This is a genomic window from Thermotoga sp. RQ2, assembly GCF_000019625.1.
Lineage (GTDB): Bacteria > Thermotogota > Thermotogae > Thermotogales > Thermotogaceae > Thermotoga > Thermotoga maritima.
Genome location: NC_010483.1, coordinates 1,758,128 through 1,774,882 on the forward strand (window position 1 = coordinate 1,758,128; position 16,755 = coordinate 1,774,882).

Consider the following 16,755-nt stretch of genomic DNA (forward strand, 5'->3'; position numbering starts at 1 on the left):
CGTGAAAGATGGAAAGCTCTACGTTGCCTTCTCCGGGGGAAAGGACAGTTCGCTGGTGGCAATCCTGGCGAAGATGGCCCTCGGAGAAGAAAGGGTGGAGCTCGTCACCGTGGACTGGGGCCCTTACACCTACGAGAGATCGAGAGAGATTGTTCGAAACTTCGCAGAAAAACACGGCCTGAAACACACTTTCATTCCTTCCAACAGGATGCAGGAGAAGGTCTGGAGACACGGTCCATCCTGCAACGCCTGCACCCGCGACGTGAAGACCGTTTTGGTGAAAAGATACGCTCAGGGTCACCTCGTTGCGAGCGGTGCAAACGCCTCCGACAGCTGGGGAAAAACGGGCCTGAAGATCTTCGACGGTGTCTACTCACCACTCTACAGGGTCGGGAAAGAAGAGATAAACGAGATGCTGAAGTTCCTCGGACTGGAAGTGAAGAAAATCGGTGAGTCTGCGGGAAGAGAAGGATGCAAACTGAAACACCTTCTGAAGATGCTCATAAACCCCGATTACCACGGAAAAGCTGTTTCTACTGCAAACGAGATCCTTCTGAGAATTCTCGAAGAACATGGCTTCAAGCCGGAACTCGCCAACGTGAAGATCATCGGGCCGCTTTCAAGAAACATCGCCCTCGTGAATGTGAAACCTCTTCCACCAGAAAAGGTGATGAACGAGATCGTCGAAAAGCTCTCCGCAGAAGAGACGATAGACGAGGTCATCGTGGTCGATGGCCCTATGAAACTCGTGGTTCTGGCCAGTCCCGCGATCTACAGGAACGAAGAGTCAAGAAAGTGGATAAAGGAGGGAAGGCTTCAACCGGAGTTCGCCTTCCCCATCGAGATCGAGTGGAGAGAATCGAAGAACAACAAACTTCGCACCTTTCAGGTGGTCGATGCCAGAAAGGAGTGAGACTATGGCCTTCAGGTGTCCCCTTCTGCTCTTTCTGAGAAAGATATTCAAGTTCAGAAGAAAACCGAAGTTCATCGTGAAGAAGAGCTGAGAACGGCGACGTTTTCCAGGCCGAAGGGCAGCAGGATGTATCTGTCCGTGTGGTGCTCGAAATCTATGAAGCTCTTCGGTCTTCTGAAGGTCTCCTCGAGAACGTCTGCCTTGTGGTTCGCCTCTATGAGGTTGAACAGTGTGTTTGTGAGGACGAGTTGGAGTTCGTTTTTTCCGTTTCTCAGAGCATCTGTAATATCTATCATGAAAGGTCTCCAGAAAAGAACGCCCAGGAACTTCCCGTTCAGGATCACCTCGACCGAGGCCGCCTCCACACCGTTCAGCTTGAGGAAGTATCTTTTCCCCGGGTCTTTTTTACACTCAAATATCTTTTTGAGCGTGAAGGATCCCACATAGAACGGGTACCCATCCCGTGTGATGTCCCTGTGATCCGGTATCTTGGGTGCATCGATCACGTACCTCGTCTCGTCCACGTTCACAAGTGAAAAATCTCCCACAAGATATATCGTCTCCACCTCTGTTGGCCTGTGATTCTCTGGATCTTTCACCCTCGTGTGACACCCCGGGCCTGTGATGTTGTTTTCTTTTCTTCCCTCCAGAACAACCGTGTTCTTTCCTTCTCTGACGAGATCTGTGATCTCCATCTTTCCAAAGTTCACATCCAGGAAATTCTGTTCCTCGTTGAAAATGCAGCTTTTTCTTTCGTACCTCACCTCTCGACCGTTCACCGTGATTCTGTCAAGATTTTCCGCGCACTCAACGACGAGAAAGAGTTTTTGAGGCTTTTTCCTGACCTCGAAAGAGTACTCCACCCTGAACGGTGTACCATCCGGTAATCTGTAGAACTCGTACCAGATCTTCGAGACGAACTCGTTCCTGAAAACCCTTCCACCCGCTTCAAAATACTCCACCCTGTCCACTGGAAGAACGTTGAAAGAGTTCATCTTCACTTCAAAGTCGTTCAGTGCCGTCTCGAAATCGAATTCTTTCTCCAGAAGAACTCCTGTTGAAACCACTTTCTCATCCTCTGCAGGAACCTCCTCGTCCGTTACCCAGATACAAACACTCGACGCTGGGAACATGACAAACTCGTTTTCCTTCAGCTCCACCAATTTGAAATTGAACAGGTCTATCGCGTACGTGTGTTTTCTCTTTTCCTTCAGTTCCAGATGGCAGTGCACTTCCCGGTCGATGTCCGTGTTCGCAAGAAAGAGAAGATAAGATCCGTCTTCCAGCACTCTCTTCTGCGCGATCACCGCTTTTGCATTCTCTTTCGTTTTCGTATCCAGAACATCCACAGAAGAGAAGGGTTTGAGTTCTTCGATGAGATCTTCGAGCGTTTCAAAAACACGAGCCTTTTTGAGGAATTCGATTCTTCCCTTCTTTCCTTCCACTCTTTCCGGGAAGAACCTGCCGTACCTGAAATCCTTCAAAACAAAGACCTTACCACCGTTTTCTGCCAGTGAGTTCAAAAGTTCCACAGTAGAACTTTTCAGATTCAGGAGCGGTGGCAGCACCACGACTTCGTATTCGTACTCTCCTACTCTCAGTTTTGCCTCTTTCACTCTTCCATGTTTTGAGAGGATCATCTCGTCGCCGAAGTGGAAGTCTATCTTGTTCGCAACGAGTTCCTTTGTGATCGTATCGAAGAGCTCGTTGAGCTTATCGATCTCGTCATCGAACTTAGAATACACACACCACGCCGAGGAGATGGGATGTATCATGAGCACTTTGACCTCTCTCTTTCCCTGTGTGACGATGTGGTTCAGTCTTGCAAAGTAATCCGACAGGAATCTTTCATTCTTCCACCAGGGTTGTTGATAGAAGAGGTTCGGTGGGTAGTCCCTCTTTCTCTCTCCTCTCATCGAGTAGAGACTGAGATGCGGGTTTATGTATGTGACACCGAGAACCGCCTGCCAGTCCGCTATCCATTTTCTGTGTAGAAAACTCACGTGCTGACCCGTTGTACCGAACGTTTCGCAGAGCACCCATTTCTTCCCTAACTGCTCTGCCGCCGATGAAACCTGCTTTATCGTGACCACCTGTTCCAGGTGTCTGGCGAGTTTGTCTATTCCCGGTATCTGCATGTATTCGTAGTGTGGCATCGCGGCACCTATCCACTCCACCTGTCCTCTGAGTGTATCTTCTGCCATGTAGTGTCCCGTCATGAAGATGCCGTTTTCTTCACACCACTTCGCGTACGGGATCGTGAAGTTTTCGATGAACAGACTCGTCGCAACATCGAAGAAATCGTATCTCACCTTCATGTAGTCCTTCACGTTGAAGAAGAGTTCTTCTAAGTGGTCTCTGATGTCGTATCCCTTTCGCCTCAAAAACTCCTCTGGAAATCGTTCTGTCCAGGGGAGTGTGGGTTCTTTAGGGTGATGCACTCTCAGATAGGTGGGTTCATCGGTGAAGATCCCGGGGATGGAGACTCTGAAAAGATCACCGCACGATTTTTTGTATCTCTCGTGTGTCGATCTGAGAAACGCCTCTGTGGTCTCTCTTGAGAGCAGATCGACGTAGCAGGTTCCGTTGAACCACGGATCACCAAGCTTCATAACGCGTTTTACCACGTAGAATTCTTCGCCGTCTCTTTCTATCTTTTTCAGGATCTCATCTTCTGGTTTGATCTGATCCTTTTTCAAGAGTGTGAGGTATTTGTGCCTGTGTTCCGGTTTTTCGAGTGGCACGATTCCTCCAGCGAATCCGGAAGGCCATTTGTCCTCATCGTAGAGCCAGGCGAGCATCCCGAGTTTTCTGGCGTGTTCTGCACAGCTTCTTACGAGTCTCATCCACTCCTCAGAGAGGTATTCCGTTACAAGCCCCACTCTCGAGTGCATGAAGAAGCCTCCGTAGCCCTTCTCATACATTTCGTCTATCTGCCTTAGAAGTTCCTCCTCGCACAACTTATCGTTCCAGCTCCAGAAGGGAGCGGGTCTGTACCACACACCCGGATTTTTCAGTTCTTCCAGGTTCATATTTCCACCTCTTTGTATTTCTTCCACTCTTCGTAGCCCTCGTTCCACTCTTCCATATTTTCCGGCTCGAACGTTTTCAATTCGAAGGATTCTTTCACGATCTTTCTGGCTTCGTTGATGTTTGCTATCGCTCCCAGGGTGATCAGCTGAACGAGTGCGTTCCCGATGGGAGTGGCGTCCACAGGACCCGCCACCACCGTCTTCCCCGTCGCACTGGCTATGAAACTCATCAAAAGATCGTTTCTCACAGCTCCACCCACCACGTGGATTTTCCCGTATCTTTTGCCGGTGAGTTCTTTGATCTGCTCCACGATCCATCTGCAGTTGAACGCAAGGGATTCGAAGATGAGCCGGGAGATTTCTCCGATCCTCTCCAGGATTTTCTGGCCCGTTCTTTCAAGATAATTTCTGATCCTCTCCAGCATGTTTCCAGGGTGGAGAAACTCTTCTCTATCGGGATCGAGAAACGCCTGGAAACCAGGGGCATTCCTGGCCGATTCGATGATCTCCGAATAATCCTTCTTCCAGATTCTGTTGCACTCTTCCAGAAGCCACATGCCCGTTGCGTTTTTTAGAAACCTGATCTTCCCGTACCCACCTTCGTTCGTGAAATTTCTCTCCAGTGCCTCTTTGCTCAGAAGTGGTCTTTCCAGCTCCGTTCCCACAAGAAACCACGTTCCTGAGCTGATGTAGATTCCTTCCCCTTCAAGCGGTACGGCAACGACGGCGGAAGCGGTGTCGTGGCAGGCGGTGGCGATCACGTTCATACCTTTTTTCACTCTGCATTTTCCCAGAACGGTACCCGGTGGAACCACCTTTGGAAAGATCTCAGTGGGAATGGAGAGTTTTTCGAGAAGGTCGTACGCCCATTCCCTATCCGGCACACTGTAGCACTGAGAAGTGCTCGCGATGGTGTACTCACTCACCATCTCTCCAGAAAGCCAGAAGTTGAACACGTCGGGGATCATCAGAAGGTGCTTTGCCGTCTTCAAGAACGGATCGTTCGAGAGCACCATGGAGTACAGCTGATAGAGCGTGTTTATCTCCATGAACTGTATACCCGTTCTCTGGAATATCTCATCTTTTGGAACCACTTCGAAGGCCTTTTTCATGACTCCCTTCGTTCTCACATCTCTGTAGTGATAGGGAAGAGATACGAGTCTTCCGTTTTCGTCGAGTAAGGCAAAATCCACACCCCATGTATCCACCCCAACAGACTGTGCGTCAGAGGCCTCAAGAACACCCTTTATCTCCTCGTAGAACCCGGGAAGATTCCACACGAAGTGTTCTCTATCCTTCCCAGGAAGAAAGGTTCCTTCTGTTCTGAATCTCTTTATTTCTTTCACCGTCAACCTGTCTTTCAACTCCACCTCGTAGATCTTTCCGTTCGTTGCTCCAAGATCGATCGAGAGGACCTTCACAGCCATCCCTCCGGAACACCCGTGGGATTTCTTCCGAGGCTGAGCACTCTCAAAAGGATCTCCGCCGCTTTTTCCAGGATCTCGACCCTGTCGTACGCTTCTGCGACATCTTTTCCGAAAGCCACAACACCGTGCTTGTCCCAGAGAACTGCATCTTTCCCTTCTGACTTCTCCACCGTCTTCAGGCCGAGTTCCACACTGCCAGGTTTTTCGAACTCAACGACGGAGATTCCCTGCGGGAAAAAGATCAAAACTTCCGGATGAATCTTCATCATCTTCGGAAGAAGTTCCTGAAAGTCCTTCAGGTTCATCAGAGTGAGCAGGTTCAGAGGGTGAGTATGAACGATGGCTTTCTTTTCCGGATTCATCTCCTTGAATTTTGCGTGGATCATGAGGTGTGTGGGAAACTCGCTGGTGGGCTTTCCGTTTCCATGGAGTATTTCGTAGTTTTTCCCCGGAAGGACGTGAAGAAGACAGATCTTGCTGTCGTCTTCGTAGATTTCCCTCATTCTCGAGCCCGTTGCCGTGATCAGAAGGTACATCTCGGGACCGTCGTAATCGAACCCGTATTCGTTCACACTCTTGACTTCGTATCCTTCTGGTCTTTCATCCAGTCTGACGGAGATGTTTCCTGCGTTCGCCTCGGAAAGGCCCTTTATGGCAAGCCAGTAAGCTACTTTTTGAATCTCTCTCACTATCTCTTTCATGCTCTCTCCTTCTTTTCTCATAGTATTTTCTCTTTTTGTATTCTATCATTAGCGATTATAATTAGGAACAAAGTAATTACGGGGGTGATCGAATGATGAGATCCGTTCCAAACTCGAAGCGGTTTGTTTTGAAGTTGAACGATATCTGGTTTTTGGAAGCACACAGAAAAAACAGACCAATCGCCGTTCCTGGGAGCTGGAACGAGCAGTATCAGGATCTGTGCTATGAAGAAGGACCTTTCACCCACAAAACCACCTTCTACGTTCCAGAGGAACTTTCAAAAAAACACATCAGACTTTACTTTGCTGCCGTGAACACAGACTGCGATGTCTTCCTAAACGGAGAGAAAGTGGGAGAGAATCACATTGGATACCTTCCCTTCGAAGTAGATGTGACAGGGAAAGTGAAACCTGGAGAGAACGAACTCAGAGTGGTTGTTGAGAACAGGTTAAAGGTGGGAGGATTTCCCTCGAAGGTTCCAGACAGTGGCACGCACACCGTGGGATTCTTTGGAAGCTTTCCACCTGCAAACTTCGACTTCTTTCCCTACGGAGGAATCATAAGACCTGTTCTGATAGAGTTCACAGACCACGCGAGGATACTTGACATCTGGGTGGACACGAGTGAATCTGAACCAGAGAAGAAACTTGGAAAAGTGAAAGTGAAGATAGAAGTCTCAGAAGAAGCGGTGGGACAGGAGATGACGATCAAACTTGGAGAGGCAGAAAAAAAGGTCAGAACATCCGACAGATTCGTCGAAGAGGAGTTCATCCTCGAAAACGCCAGGTTCTGGTACCTCGAAGATCCGTATCTTTATCCTCTCAAGGTGGAACTCGAAAGAGACGAGTACACTCTGGACATCGGAATCAGAACGATCAGCTGGGACGAGAAAAAGCTCTACCTGAACGGGAAACCCGTCTTTCTGAAGGGCTTTGGAAAGCACGAGGAATTCCCCGTTCTGGGGCAGGGTACTTTCTATCCACTGATGATAAAAGACTTCAACCTTCTGAAGTGGATCAACGCGAATTCTTTCAGGACCTCTCACTATCCTTACAGTGAAGAGTGGCTGGATCTTGCCGACAGACTCGGAATCCTCGTGATAGACGAAGCCCCGCACGTTGGTATCACAAGGTATCACTACAACCCGGAGACCTAAAAGATAGCAGAAGACAACATAAGAAGAATGATAGACAGAGACAAGAACCATCCCAGCGTGATCATGTGGAGTGTGGCGAACGAACCCGAGTCCAACCATCCAGACGCGGAGAGTTTCTTCAAAGCCCTTTATGAGACTGCCAAAGAGATGGATCGAACACGTCCCGTGGTCATGGTGAGCATGATGGACGCACCAGACGAGAGGACAAGAGACGTGGCGCTGAAGTATTTCGACATCGTCTGTGTGAACAGGTACTACGGCTGGTACATCTATCAGGGAAGGATAGAAGAAGGACTTCAAGCTCTGGAAAAAGACATAGAAGAGCTCTATGCAAGGCACAGAAAACCTATCTTTGTCACAGAATTCGGTGCGGACGCGATAGCCGGCATCCACTACGACCCACCTCAGATGTTCTCCGAAGAGTACCAAGCAGAGCTCGTTGAAAAGACGATCAGACTTCTTTTGAAGAAAGACTACATCATTGGAACACACGTGTGGGCCTTTGCAGATTTTAAGACTCCTCAGAACGTGAGAAGACCCATCCTCAATCACAAGGGTGTTTTCACAAGAGACAGACAACCCAAACTCGTTGCTCATGTACTGAGAAGACTGTGGAGTGAGGTTTGATGTCTATGACTGATGTTCGGCGCTACTGGCTTTCTCTTCTTCAAAAAATTTGTGAAATGCCTCTTGAGCTTTGCGCATCGGATCGCTTGAAGGAATCAATGCCTGTGGAGGGAAAGAAGAGCGAAGAAAGGAGAAAGTTCACACATCTAGAACTTCTGGGGAGAATCCTCTGCGGAATCTCCCCGTTTCTTGAATTGAACAGGGAAAGTCCGAGCACGGATCCAGAGGAGAGAAAGATCGCAACCCGATTATCAGAATTTGCAGTCAAATCCCTCGATGTTGCAACGAATCCAAACTGCAAAGATTACATGAACTTCAAAGAAGGAAGACAACCACTGGTTGATGCTGCTTTTCTTGTAGAGGCTATATTGAGGGCTCCTAAGGTTCTCTGGGAAAATCTCGATGTTTCTACAAAGAAAAGATTGATAAGAGAATTGAAGGTAACAAGAAAGATAGAACCTTATTTTTCCAACTGGCTTTTGTTTTCCGCCATGGTTGAGATTTTTTTCTTCTTCGCAGGGGAAGAATGGGACAGCACGAAAGTCGATTTGATATTGAAAAATGTAGAAAGCTGGTACAAAGGAGATGGAGCTTACGGTGATGGTCCTTTTTTCAGGTGGGACTATTACAACAGTTTCGTTATTTATCCGATGATGATAGACGTGCTGAGGATTCTTTCCGAGGAAAAGACAGAATGGAAAGAGCTTTAGGTGAAAGTATTGAGGCGGGCTCAGAGGTATGCTGTTGTTCTCGAGAGAATGATACCCCCTGAAGGAGCGTTTCCCATCATCGGTAGATCGATAACCTACAGGACGGCGATCTTTCATCTTCTGAGCCAGTTGTCACTTCTTCACCTTCTTCCAGCGAGTCTTTCTCCGGCTCAGGTCAGGTGTGCGCTCACCGCAGTTCTCAAAAAGATTTTCGAAAATCCCTCAACTTTCGATGAAAAAGGCTGGTTGAAGATCGGTGTTGTTGGTTCTCAACCCTCACTCGGTGAGGAGTACATTACAACAGGCAGTCTGTATCTGTGCACAACGGTCTTTCTGCCTCTCGGACTTCCTTCCTCAGACCCTTTCTGGAAAGATTCCTGCAAGGAATGGACGAATAAAAAGATATGGGAGGGTGAAGATACTATACCCGACAAAGCATTAGAGGATTAACATACATTAAAACTCTCCGAACCAATCCATTAATCTTTCAGTGATACTATGTCTGAAGTCAAAACAACTTGAGGAGGAAGTGGTGTTGGATCCAAAAATAAAAAGAGCGCTGAACATATCCATCATAGAAGGAGCACTGGCCGTACTCATCAACCAGTTCTTCGGTGGAGCTTATCTGACGGGCTATTTCCTGTGGATGGGAGCCTCAAGCTTCTTCATCGGCCTTTTCGGTTCTATTCCCTTCTTGGCAAACACGCTCCAACTTCTCACACTCTCATTCTCACATCGTTTGAAATCCAGGAAACAGATCATCGTTCCACTGATGTGGACTGCCAGAACGTCCATATTGCTGTTCGCCGTATTTCCCGCTATCAGGCATGGCCTTCTCTTTGCGTATCTTCTTTATTTTTACATCCAGATCGCTGGTGCCCTGTCTGCTCCTCTCTGGCAGAGCTGGATGTCTGATTTGGTACCAAAAGATATGATTGGAAGCTACTTTGGTTTCAGAAATCTCATTCATGGAGCGGTTCAGATTCCCGCTATGTTCCTTGCAGGCGCGATACTCGATTCTCTTGGAGAAAACTGGAAAGGTTTTGGCACACTCTTTCTCATAGCGGGTTCTCTCGGGGCACTGAACGGATACTTCTTGAAGATACAGTACGAGCCACCGTACAAACCACGCGAGGCGTCTGTTTCCATAACAAAAGCCGTGAAGTTTCTCCTGAAAGAAGAACACTTCAAAAACTTTCTTCTTGGATTCGCCTTCTGGCAATTTGCCATAGGTGTTGGTACGGTCTATATAAACGTGATGCTTTTAAAAGAGGTCGAGTTTTCCTATCTTCAAATAAGTGTTCTGAACGCAGTGGGAATGTTCATAGGAACTCTCTTCCAACCTTTCTGGGGAAAGTTGGGAGACAGGTATGGATTTCAATACTTTCTCAAAGTCTGTCTGTGGATTCATGCGATTGTTATTCTCCTCTGGGCACTGACTCCTAGATCGTTCCTTTACGTCTTCTTCCTCCAGATAATAATTGGTATATTCGTAACAGCAGGAACAAGCCAGCTTGTTTTCTACACCCTCATGTACACAGCACCTTCATCCCTCAAAACTGAAGCCTTCTCTGTGTTCAACAGTCTGTCCAATCTTTCTTTGTTCGCTGGATCTTTATTTGCAAGCGTTTTAGTTGCCTTGCTGGAGAACATCAGTCTTCCCTTTGGAATATCCGCTATCAGACTCACCATGTTCATATCGTTCTTTTTGAGAGCATCGGCGGCGTACATAATATCCAGGATGGATCTTGGAACACCTCAAAAAGTGGATTCTCTGATCCAGGCTGTGAAGGAGTCGTTCTTCTCAGGAACGGTTCCGTGGATCAGAGAAAGGTTGAACACACTGAACATTTTTAGAAGAAAACGTTGAGACATGGTAAAATAATATTGAGATCACACAACGAAGGGGGTAAGTAACATGGAAGTACTGAAGGTATCGTCGAAGTCCGATCCTAACAAGGTCGCTGGTGCTATTGCCGGTGTGGTGAGGGAGCACGGTAAAGCGGAGATTCAGGCCATTGGAGCCGGTGCAGTGAACCAGGCAGTGAAGGCCATCGCCATTGCGCGGGGGTACCTGGCACCGAGTGGTATCGATCTCGTTTTCGTTCCTGCCTTCACGGACGTCGAGATCGAAAACGAAAAGCGGACAGCCATCAAGTTCATAGTCTTTCCAAAAAGCTGAAGGGGAGCATCAGCTCCCCTTTGATTTTTCCCATTTCTTGTTTCACTCCTCGAGGATCCTTTCCGCTTCATCCCTGTAAGATTCCATAACGTATGGAATTCCTGAGATTTCTGCTGCGTCTTTTGTGAGAGCGATGAGATCTTTCCTGGAAAGAGCAGAGAGCCTGAACTTTCTCGCACCCGCCATGAGTTGCTGCAGACCCGTTTTGAACTTCTGAACGAACGTGTAGACTCCTATGGCACCAAGAGGCAATTTCTTGACTTCTTCCTCTCCAAATCGGGATCTCAGTTCTTCGTAGGTGACGAAGATTTCCTCTACGGTTGTTCCGTATTTCGAAACTGTCTTCGGCAAGTTTCCACTCTTGAGCCACTCGCCTATGTTCTTTCCCACCATCGCGGGTATCATGAGAGCCCTTCCCATACAGACGGCCTTCACGTACGGAGAACCCATCGCAATGGCCTTGAGAACACCGTCTTCTGTGGAGAAACCGCCGGCTATGGCTATGTCAGGAACCCTGATTCCTCTCCTGCTCAACTTTTCCGCGAATTGATACGTCAAAGCCTCGAGGTAGAACGTAGGAATTCCCCACTCGTTCATCATCGGCCACGGGCTCATACCCGTTCCACCCGGTGCTCCATCGACGGTGATCAAATCCACCTTCGCCTCAGCACCGTATCTGAGAGCCATGGCAAGTTCAACAGCCGAGTAAGCTCCCGTCTTCAAGGTGATCCGCTTGAATCCGAGTTTTCTGAGTCTTTCCACTTCTTTTAGGAAGGATTCCTTAGAGACAAAACCAAGTCTTGAGTGTCTTTCGAACTCCTTGATTTCTCCTTCTTTGAACGCTCTCTGGACTTCCGGAAGTTCGGGATCGGGGAGAACTATATAACCTCTTCTTTTCAGTTCCAGAGCGCGTTCAAGGGATCTCACCTTTATCTCTCCACCGATGCTCTTGGCTCCCTGCCCCCACTTGAGCTCAATGGTTTCGATGCCGTGTTTGTTTATAACGTACTCCGCAACACCCAGCCTTGTATCCTCAACGTTCATTTGAATAAGTATTTCACCGTATTCCCCGTCGTGGTATCTCTTGTATATTTCTATTCTCCTGTCGAGTTCCGGTGATTTCTTCACTTTTCCGTTGCTGTCGAGTTCCAGATCCGGATCGACACCCGCTACATTTTCTCCACAGACAACCGTTATTCCACTGATGGCAGCTCCCACCGCTATGTGATCCCAGTTCTTCCTCGCGATTTCTGTGGAACCGAGTGCCCCCGTGAATATGGGAACCTTCATCTTCACTTTGATGTCCCAGCCGTACTCTGTGGTTGTATCAACGTTCGTGAATATTGCGGTGTCAGGACCTGGTTCCACTCCTTCGGGAAGACCTTCCGCACCGCGTGCGTACCCGAGAATGTTAAGGTGTGAGTAGTCAACAGGATAGTCCTTGACGGCACCCGCGGTGATGTCACCGAACGGACCTGGATAGAGAACCTCTCTTCCCCTGAACGACGCAAGCCAGGTTTCACATCCTCCGGTACAGCCATCTACACACTTGGCGCACAGGCCTGACATAGGGACAACATCCCTTGAGCGGTTGAACGTTCCAGTCGCTTCGTTCGCATTTGGCCTTCTGAGGTTTCCCACTACCGTTCCCCCCAAATGGAATTTATATGCCAGAGATTTTGATTAATTATAAAACAAACAGAGAGGACTACAAGAGGCAGTCAAAATATTGTAATATTTGTATGAGGAGGTATAAAAGTGTGAAAAAAAATGTAATCATACTCGCACTCATGATAGTGTTCGTATTTGTTTTTGGAACGGTTGCCTTTCACCTGATAGAAGGGTGGAACCTTTTCGATTCATTTTTCTTCACGCTCATCACAGTTTCCACGGTGGGATACTCTATTCCTGAGAACCTCTCTCAAGCTGGAAAGGTGATAGCTTCCATTCTCATAAGCGCTGGTGTGACGATCGTGCTGTACGGTTTCACATCGGTGACATCGATGATCGTTGAGGGACACATAGGAGAGTACTTCAGGAACAGGAGGATGAAAAAGATGATAGATAAACTCAGAGAACACTTCATCGTAGTGGGAGCGGGAAGAACAGGAAGGCACACCACCCTGGAGATAATGAAAGCAAAGAAGCCCTTTGTTGTGATAGATCAATCGGAAGAAGCAATCGCCAGACTCAAAGATTTTCTGGGAGAGGAATTCCCCTACGTTGTGGGAGATGCCACAGAAGAAGAAATTCTCATGAAAGCGGGGGTTGAAAGGGCTCGTTCTCTTGTGGTGACACTTCCCGACGACGCGAAAAGCACGTTCGTTGTTCTCACCGCAAAGTCCTTGAATCCGAATCTCGAGATTGTATCCAGAGTCTCTGACATGAAGGCTTTGAGCAAGCTCGTTTACGCGGGGGCGGACAAAGTGATCGCTACATCGGAGCTCGCGGGTGTGAGGCTCGCTCAGATGGCTCTCAATCCCACTACTATAAGCTTCCTGGACATTCTCTCCTTCGGCGAGGAATCCTTCAGAATAGAGGAAGTGGTAATACCCCCAGAGAGTCCTGTTGCCAACAAAACGCTCGGTGAAATAAACCTTGCGAAGAGAGCCGGAACCATCGTCATTGCGATCAGACGTGGAGGAGAGGTGATCTTCAACCCGACGGGAGACACGAAGATACTCCCGGAGGACAGGCTCATGGTGGTGGGAAAAAGCGATCACTTCGAAAAACTCCACAGATTAATCGAGGAGGGATAGAATGATACTCGTGTATTCGACCTTTCCAAATGAAGAAAAAGCGCTCGAGATAGGAAGAAAACTCCTCGAGAAAAGGCTAATAGCTTGCTTCAACGCGTTCGAAATCAGATCCGGATACTGGTGGAAAGGTGAAATCGTTCAAGACAAAGAGTGGGCGGCTATTTTCAAGACTACAGAAGAAAAAGAAAAGGAACTCTACGAAGAGTTGAGAAAACTTCATCCATACGAAACACCCGCGATCTTCACACTGAAGGTGGAAAACGTCCTGACTGAATACATGAACTGGCTCAGAGAATCTGTTCTATGATCTGAACAGCTTCCTCCACAGTCCACGCCTGATGAATCTCTACGATTCTTCTGTTGTCCAGGTACTTTCCGTCTATCAGAACCTGAGAGATCCTGTCCGTCCACCCACCCGTTCCTCTCAGCAGGATCACAGGCTTCCCTAGCGCATAAGCTCCCAGAATCTCTATCGCTGTTCCAATCTCTCCGCCAATCGAGACAACTACATCTGCGTTTCTCAAAAGAACGAAAGATCTCATCTGAAAGTCAAGGCCTGTTTTCACGGCGACGGAAAGATACGGATTCCCCGCTTCTTCATCGGGAAGTATTCCCACCACGGTTCCGCCCGCTTCTCTGACCCCCTGAGATACGAGTTCCATCACACCGTCTCTTCCGCCGTTGAACACGAGGTACCCTTTCTTTGCCAGGGTTCTTCCAAGTTCCAGACAAATATCTCGAAGTTCCGACACCGGAGATTTGTTCACCGGTCCGGAGTATCCGACAACGACGACTTTTTTCACGTTCCGAGGTACACCTCCCTCACTGTTTCGTCTTCCAAAATTCTTTCAGGAGAACCTTCGGCGAGGATCTCTCCCTTGTAGATGACGTAGATCCTGTCAGCGATTTCAACGAGTTCATCGACGTTGTGGTCGGTGATGACGATTCCGAAATTTTTCTGCTTCAATTCCAGGGTCATTTTTTGAATTTCTTTCACAGTCTTCGGATCTATTCCGCTGAAGGGTTCATCGAGCAGAATGAAAGCGGGATTCAAACACATCATTCTTGCGAGTTCTAGCTTTCTCTTCTCTCCCCCGGAAAGAAAGCTCGCGGGTTGATTCTCGAGGTGTTTCAGATGGAATTCGTGGAGGAGTTCTTCTATTTTTCTTTCTCTTTTTTCTTTATCTTTCTCATGGAAGCGAAGCACGAGGTCTATGTTTTCCCTCACAGTGAGGCCCCCGAAGATCGAAGTCTCCTGCTGAAGATAGGTGATACCGAGTCTTGCTCTCCTGTAAACGGGAAACTTCGTTATATCAACATCCCTGAAGATGATCTTTCCCGAAGTCGGTACAACGACACCAAGAATCATGTTGAAAATAGTGGTCTTCCCGGCTCCGTTGGGACCGAGAAGACCGACTATCTCACCCCTGTGAAACTCCAGATTCACTCCGTTCACGACGTATCTTCTGCCGAACCTCTTTTTGAGGTTCTCGCACCTCAAAACATCCATCATTTCTGATTGATGTAAGCGATCACCTGGTCTGTTATATCGTAAGATGGCTTTCCATAGAGAACCATCTGTTTCGCAATCACAAGATCGTATCCCATAACACTCGCGTATTCCTGGATTTTACTCACAACTTCTTTCATCACTTCCTGAATCTTCTGCTGGTATTCAGTCTTCAGAAGATTTTCGTATTCAGCCTTTTTCGAGAGAATCTCCTTCTGTTTTGCCTGTATCTCTTCCTGAGATCTTCCTTCTTCCTGCATCTTTTTGAGCTCATCCTCCATCTCCTTCAACTTGTTCTGATAGAAAGAATAGTCTCTCTTGTACTTTTCGTTCAGATCCTGCCACTTGTAGTAACTCTCTGTCGCTTTTTCAACATCGACGTAGGCTACCCTCAGGGAAGGGCTCGAGGAACTCTGTGAAACGAGTAGCGTTGCAAGGAGAACACCTGCCAGAACGAGGGGTAGGAGCAGTTTCTTCATGCTTATTCCTCCTTTCAAAATGTGATTTTTCCTCTTATTTTCTCCAGCGTCTTTTCACCTATTCCAGGCACGTCCAGAAGATCTTCGGGAGAACGAAAGGGACCGTTTTTCTCTCGGTACTCGACAATGGCTTTTGCCTTTACCTCACCTATGTAGGGAAGGGTTTCGAGTTCTTCAACCGAAGCTGTGTTCACGTTCAGTTTTGTGACTTCTCTTTTGATATGTTGTTCAACTCCTTCGACGGTCACATATCTGGAAATCTTCTCCAGGGTTTTTTCTCCGATTCCAGAGACGTTCTTCAATTCTTCCACGCTCGAAAATCCACCATGTGACTCTCTGTAATCGATGATCCTCTGGGCTTTCACAGGCCCGATCCCTGGAATCGACATCAAGTCTTCCAGAGAAGCGGTGTTCAGCTCCACAGGAAAGGCGACAACCTTCTGAGAGGATGTTGTGTCCTCTTCTGTTTTCGTTTCTCGTTCCATAACAATTCCAAGCAATATGAAGAAAACAAGTGCCACGAATAGAATTGTTCTTTGATGTTGCTTTCTGAGTCTCAAGGACTGATCAGCCTCCCGGCGTATCCCGGCCTGTTCACCTTCACCCGCTTCATGATGTCTTCCCAGTTCAGTTTTTCAAAGTAATCTTCGGCAAGTCGGAGTGTTGGAAAAGCTCCCACCACCACGGAGTAGTACTTCTTATCCAGTTTCTGGAAGGCGTAAACGTAGGAAGGATAACCTGCCACTCTCAAATCGTAAGCGAGTTCTTTTGAAATACTCTCAGACAGCGTTGTTATCACAAAGACTCCATAAAGGGACCTCTGGGCAACCTGCGAGAAATCCTCGAACTCACCGAGGAGCACCACCGAATAGGTGTCCGTTGAAACAGGAGAAATGAGATACGGAAGACCCGACCTCCTGATGATCCTCAGAGCATCTTCCTTCTTCACAACGAAGGAAGAAACCACCTGATCTTCAGAGACGAAATCCGCCATCTCGTCTCTCAACTTCTCGTAGTCGAACTCCTCGAATTCCACGAGGAGGGGAGTCGGTGGAGGTGTTACCGAAATGGATGCCTCTATTTCTTCAGGTATCTTCAACTCCACGGGCTTTATCTCCACGATCTCTACTTTCACGTTCCTGAGCTGGAATTTCAAATAAATATTCCAGGACAGCAGAGCTATAGCCACACCGAAAATAACTACGATCAGCCAGAACAAAAACCTTGACTGGCCATCGGAGAGAGTGATTCTGGCCAT

14 protein-coding genes and 2 pseudogenes are annotated in these 16,755 nt (G+C 47.8%); 7 read left to right on the forward strand and 9 right to left on the reverse strand.

From position 1 onward, the window contains the following. Position 1: 1 nt before the first annotated feature. Positions 2–913 carry a 7-cyano-7-deazaguanine synthase gene (locus TRQ2_RS08985; RefSeq protein ID WP_012311316.1) on the forward strand — a complete coding sequence of 304 codons (912 nt, stop codon included), beginning with the start codon at positions 2–4 and terminating at the stop codon, positions 911–913. A 71-nt stretch (positions 914–984) separates the two neighbouring features. On the opposite strand, the gene TRQ2_RS08990 is transcribed toward TRQ2_RS08985, so the two are convergent. From TRQ2_RS08990 to rhaD, 3 genes are read right to left on the reverse strand one after another with little or no spacing between them, the layout of a single operon-like run. After that, positions 985–3,945, reverse strand: a complete 2,961-nt coding sequence (locus tag TRQ2_RS08990; RefSeq protein ID WP_012311317.1) for an alpha-L-rhamnosidase — start codon at positions 3,943–3,945, stop codon at positions 985–987. Further along, on the reverse strand, positions 3,942–5,372 hold the full coding sequence (locus TRQ2_RS08995; RefSeq protein ID WP_041434376.1) for a rhamnulokinase family protein: 1,431 nt from the start codon (positions 5,370–5,372) through the stop codon (positions 3,942–3,944). Before TRQ2_RS08995 ends, TRQ2_RS08990 begins: the two co-directional genes overlap by 4 nt. Continuing rightward, positions 5,363–6,094, reverse strand: a complete 732-nt coding sequence (rhaD, locus tag TRQ2_RS09000) for a rhamnulose-1-phosphate aldolase (protein WP_238514448.1) — start codon at positions 6,092–6,094, stop codon at positions 5,363–5,365. The genes TRQ2_RS08995 and rhaD overlap by 10 nt, the downstream gene beginning before the upstream one ends. A gap of 71 nt (positions 6,095–6,165) precedes the next feature. Between rhaD and TRQ2_RS09005 the strand changes: the two are divergent. From TRQ2_RS09005 to TRQ2_RS09020, 4 genes and pseudogenes are all read left to right on the forward strand, one after another. Next, a pseudogene (locus tag TRQ2_RS09005) lies at positions 6,166–7,857 on the forward strand (glycoside hydrolase family 2 TIM barrel-domain containing protein). Between the two features lie 5 nt (positions 7,858–7,862). Continuing rightward, positions 7,863–9,017, forward strand: a pseudogene (locus TRQ2_RS09010) (DUF2264 domain-containing protein). Positions 9,018–9,102: 85 nt separating this feature from the next. Then, positions 9,103–10,437, forward strand: coding sequence for an MFS transporter (locus TRQ2_RS09015; RefSeq protein ID WP_012311320.1), 1,335 nt, complete (start codon positions 9,103–9,105; stop codon positions 10,435–10,437). 48 nt (positions 10,438–10,485) lie between these two features. Then, positions 10,486–10,749: a stage V sporulation protein S gene (locus tag TRQ2_RS09020; RefSeq protein WP_004080441.1), complete on the forward strand. Its 264-nt coding sequence runs from the start codon at positions 10,486–10,488 to the stop codon at positions 10,747–10,749. Positions 10,750–10,791: 42 nt separating this feature from the next. On the opposite strand, the gene TRQ2_RS09025 is transcribed toward TRQ2_RS09020, so the two are convergent. Continuing rightward, positions 10,792–12,390 (reverse strand): FMN-binding glutamate synthase family protein, encoded by a 1,599-nt coding sequence (locus TRQ2_RS09025; RefSeq protein ID WP_004080443.1) that lies wholly within the window; start codon positions 12,388–12,390, stop codon positions 10,792–10,794. A gap of 119 nt (positions 12,391–12,509) precedes the next feature. Between TRQ2_RS09025 and TRQ2_RS09030 the strand changes: the two genes are divergently transcribed. After that, entirely contained in the window at positions 12,510–13,508 is a 999-nt protein-coding gene (locus TRQ2_RS09030) for a TrkA family potassium uptake protein (RefSeq protein ID WP_012311321.1), read from the forward strand. 1 nt (position 13,509) lies between these two features. Further along, positions 13,510–13,815, forward strand: a complete 306-nt coding sequence (gene cutA / locus TRQ2_RS09035; protein WP_004080448.1) for a divalent-cation tolerance protein CutA — start codon at positions 13,510–13,512, stop codon at positions 13,813–13,815. Here the strand turns inward: cutA and TRQ2_RS09040 are convergent. Genes TRQ2_RS09040 through TRQ2_RS09060 form a run of 5 tightly spaced genes read right to left on the reverse strand, consistent with a single transcriptional unit; the run spans position 13,796 to position 16,755 of the window. Beyond that, on the reverse strand, positions 13,796–14,311 hold the full coding sequence (locus tag TRQ2_RS09040; RefSeq protein ID WP_004080450.1) for a TIGR00725 family protein: 516 nt from the start codon (positions 14,309–14,311) through the stop codon (positions 13,796–13,798). The two genes, cutA and TRQ2_RS09040, sit on opposite strands and share 20 nt — an antisense overlap. Next, positions 14,308–15,021 (reverse strand): LPS export ABC transporter ATP-binding protein, encoded by a 714-nt coding sequence (gene lptB / locus TRQ2_RS09045; RefSeq protein ID WP_004080452.1) that lies wholly within the window; start codon positions 15,019–15,021, stop codon positions 14,308–14,310. The genes TRQ2_RS09040 and lptB overlap by 4 nt, the downstream gene beginning before the upstream one ends. Further along, entirely contained in the window at positions 15,018–15,497 is a 480-nt protein-coding gene (locus TRQ2_RS09050) for an OmpH family outer membrane protein (RefSeq protein ID WP_004080454.1), read from the reverse strand. Before TRQ2_RS09050 ends, lptB begins: the two co-directional genes overlap by 4 nt. A gap of 14 nt (positions 15,498–15,511) precedes the next feature. Next, positions 15,512–16,057, reverse strand: coding sequence for a ComEA family DNA-binding protein (locus TRQ2_RS09055; protein ID WP_012311322.1), 546 nt, complete (start codon positions 16,055–16,057; stop codon positions 15,512–15,514). Next, positions 16,054–16,755: a hypothetical protein gene (locus TRQ2_RS09060; protein WP_012311323.1), complete on the reverse strand. Its 702-nt coding sequence runs from the start codon at positions 16,753–16,755 to the stop codon at positions 16,054–16,056. Before TRQ2_RS09060 ends, TRQ2_RS09055 begins: the two co-directional genes overlap by 4 nt.

Coding starts and splice junctions, on each gene's coding strand:
- lptB (WP_004080452.1), bottom strand. CDS start 15,021: ATGATGGATGTTTTGAGGTGCGAGAACCTCAAAAAGAGGTTCGGCAGA.
- TRQ2_RS09060 (WP_012311323.1), bottom strand. CDS start 16,755: ATGGCCAGAATCACTCTCTCCGATGGCCAGTCAAGGTTTTTGTTCTGG.
- rhaD (WP_238514448.1), bottom strand. CDS start 6,094: ATGAGAAAAGAAGGAGAGAGCATGAAAGAGATAGTGAGAGAGATTCAA.
- TRQ2_RS08995 (WP_041434376.1), bottom strand. CDS start 5,372: ATGGCTGTGAAGGTCCTCTCGATCGATCTTGGAGCAACGAACGGAAAG.
- cutA (WP_004080448.1), top strand. CDS start 13,510: ATGATACTCGTGTATTCGACCTTTCCAAATGAAGAAAAAGCGCTCGAG.
- TRQ2_RS09020 (WP_004080441.1), top strand. CDS start 10,486: ATGGAAGTACTGAAGGTATCGTCGAAGTCCGATCCTAACAAGGTCGCT.
- TRQ2_RS08990 (WP_012311317.1), bottom strand. CDS start 3,945: ATGAACCTGGAAGAACTGAAAAATCCGGGTGTGTGGTACAGACCCGCT.
- TRQ2_RS09050 (WP_004080454.1), bottom strand. CDS start 15,497: ATGAAGAAACTGCTCCTACCCCTCGTTCTGGCAGGTGTTCTCCTTGCA.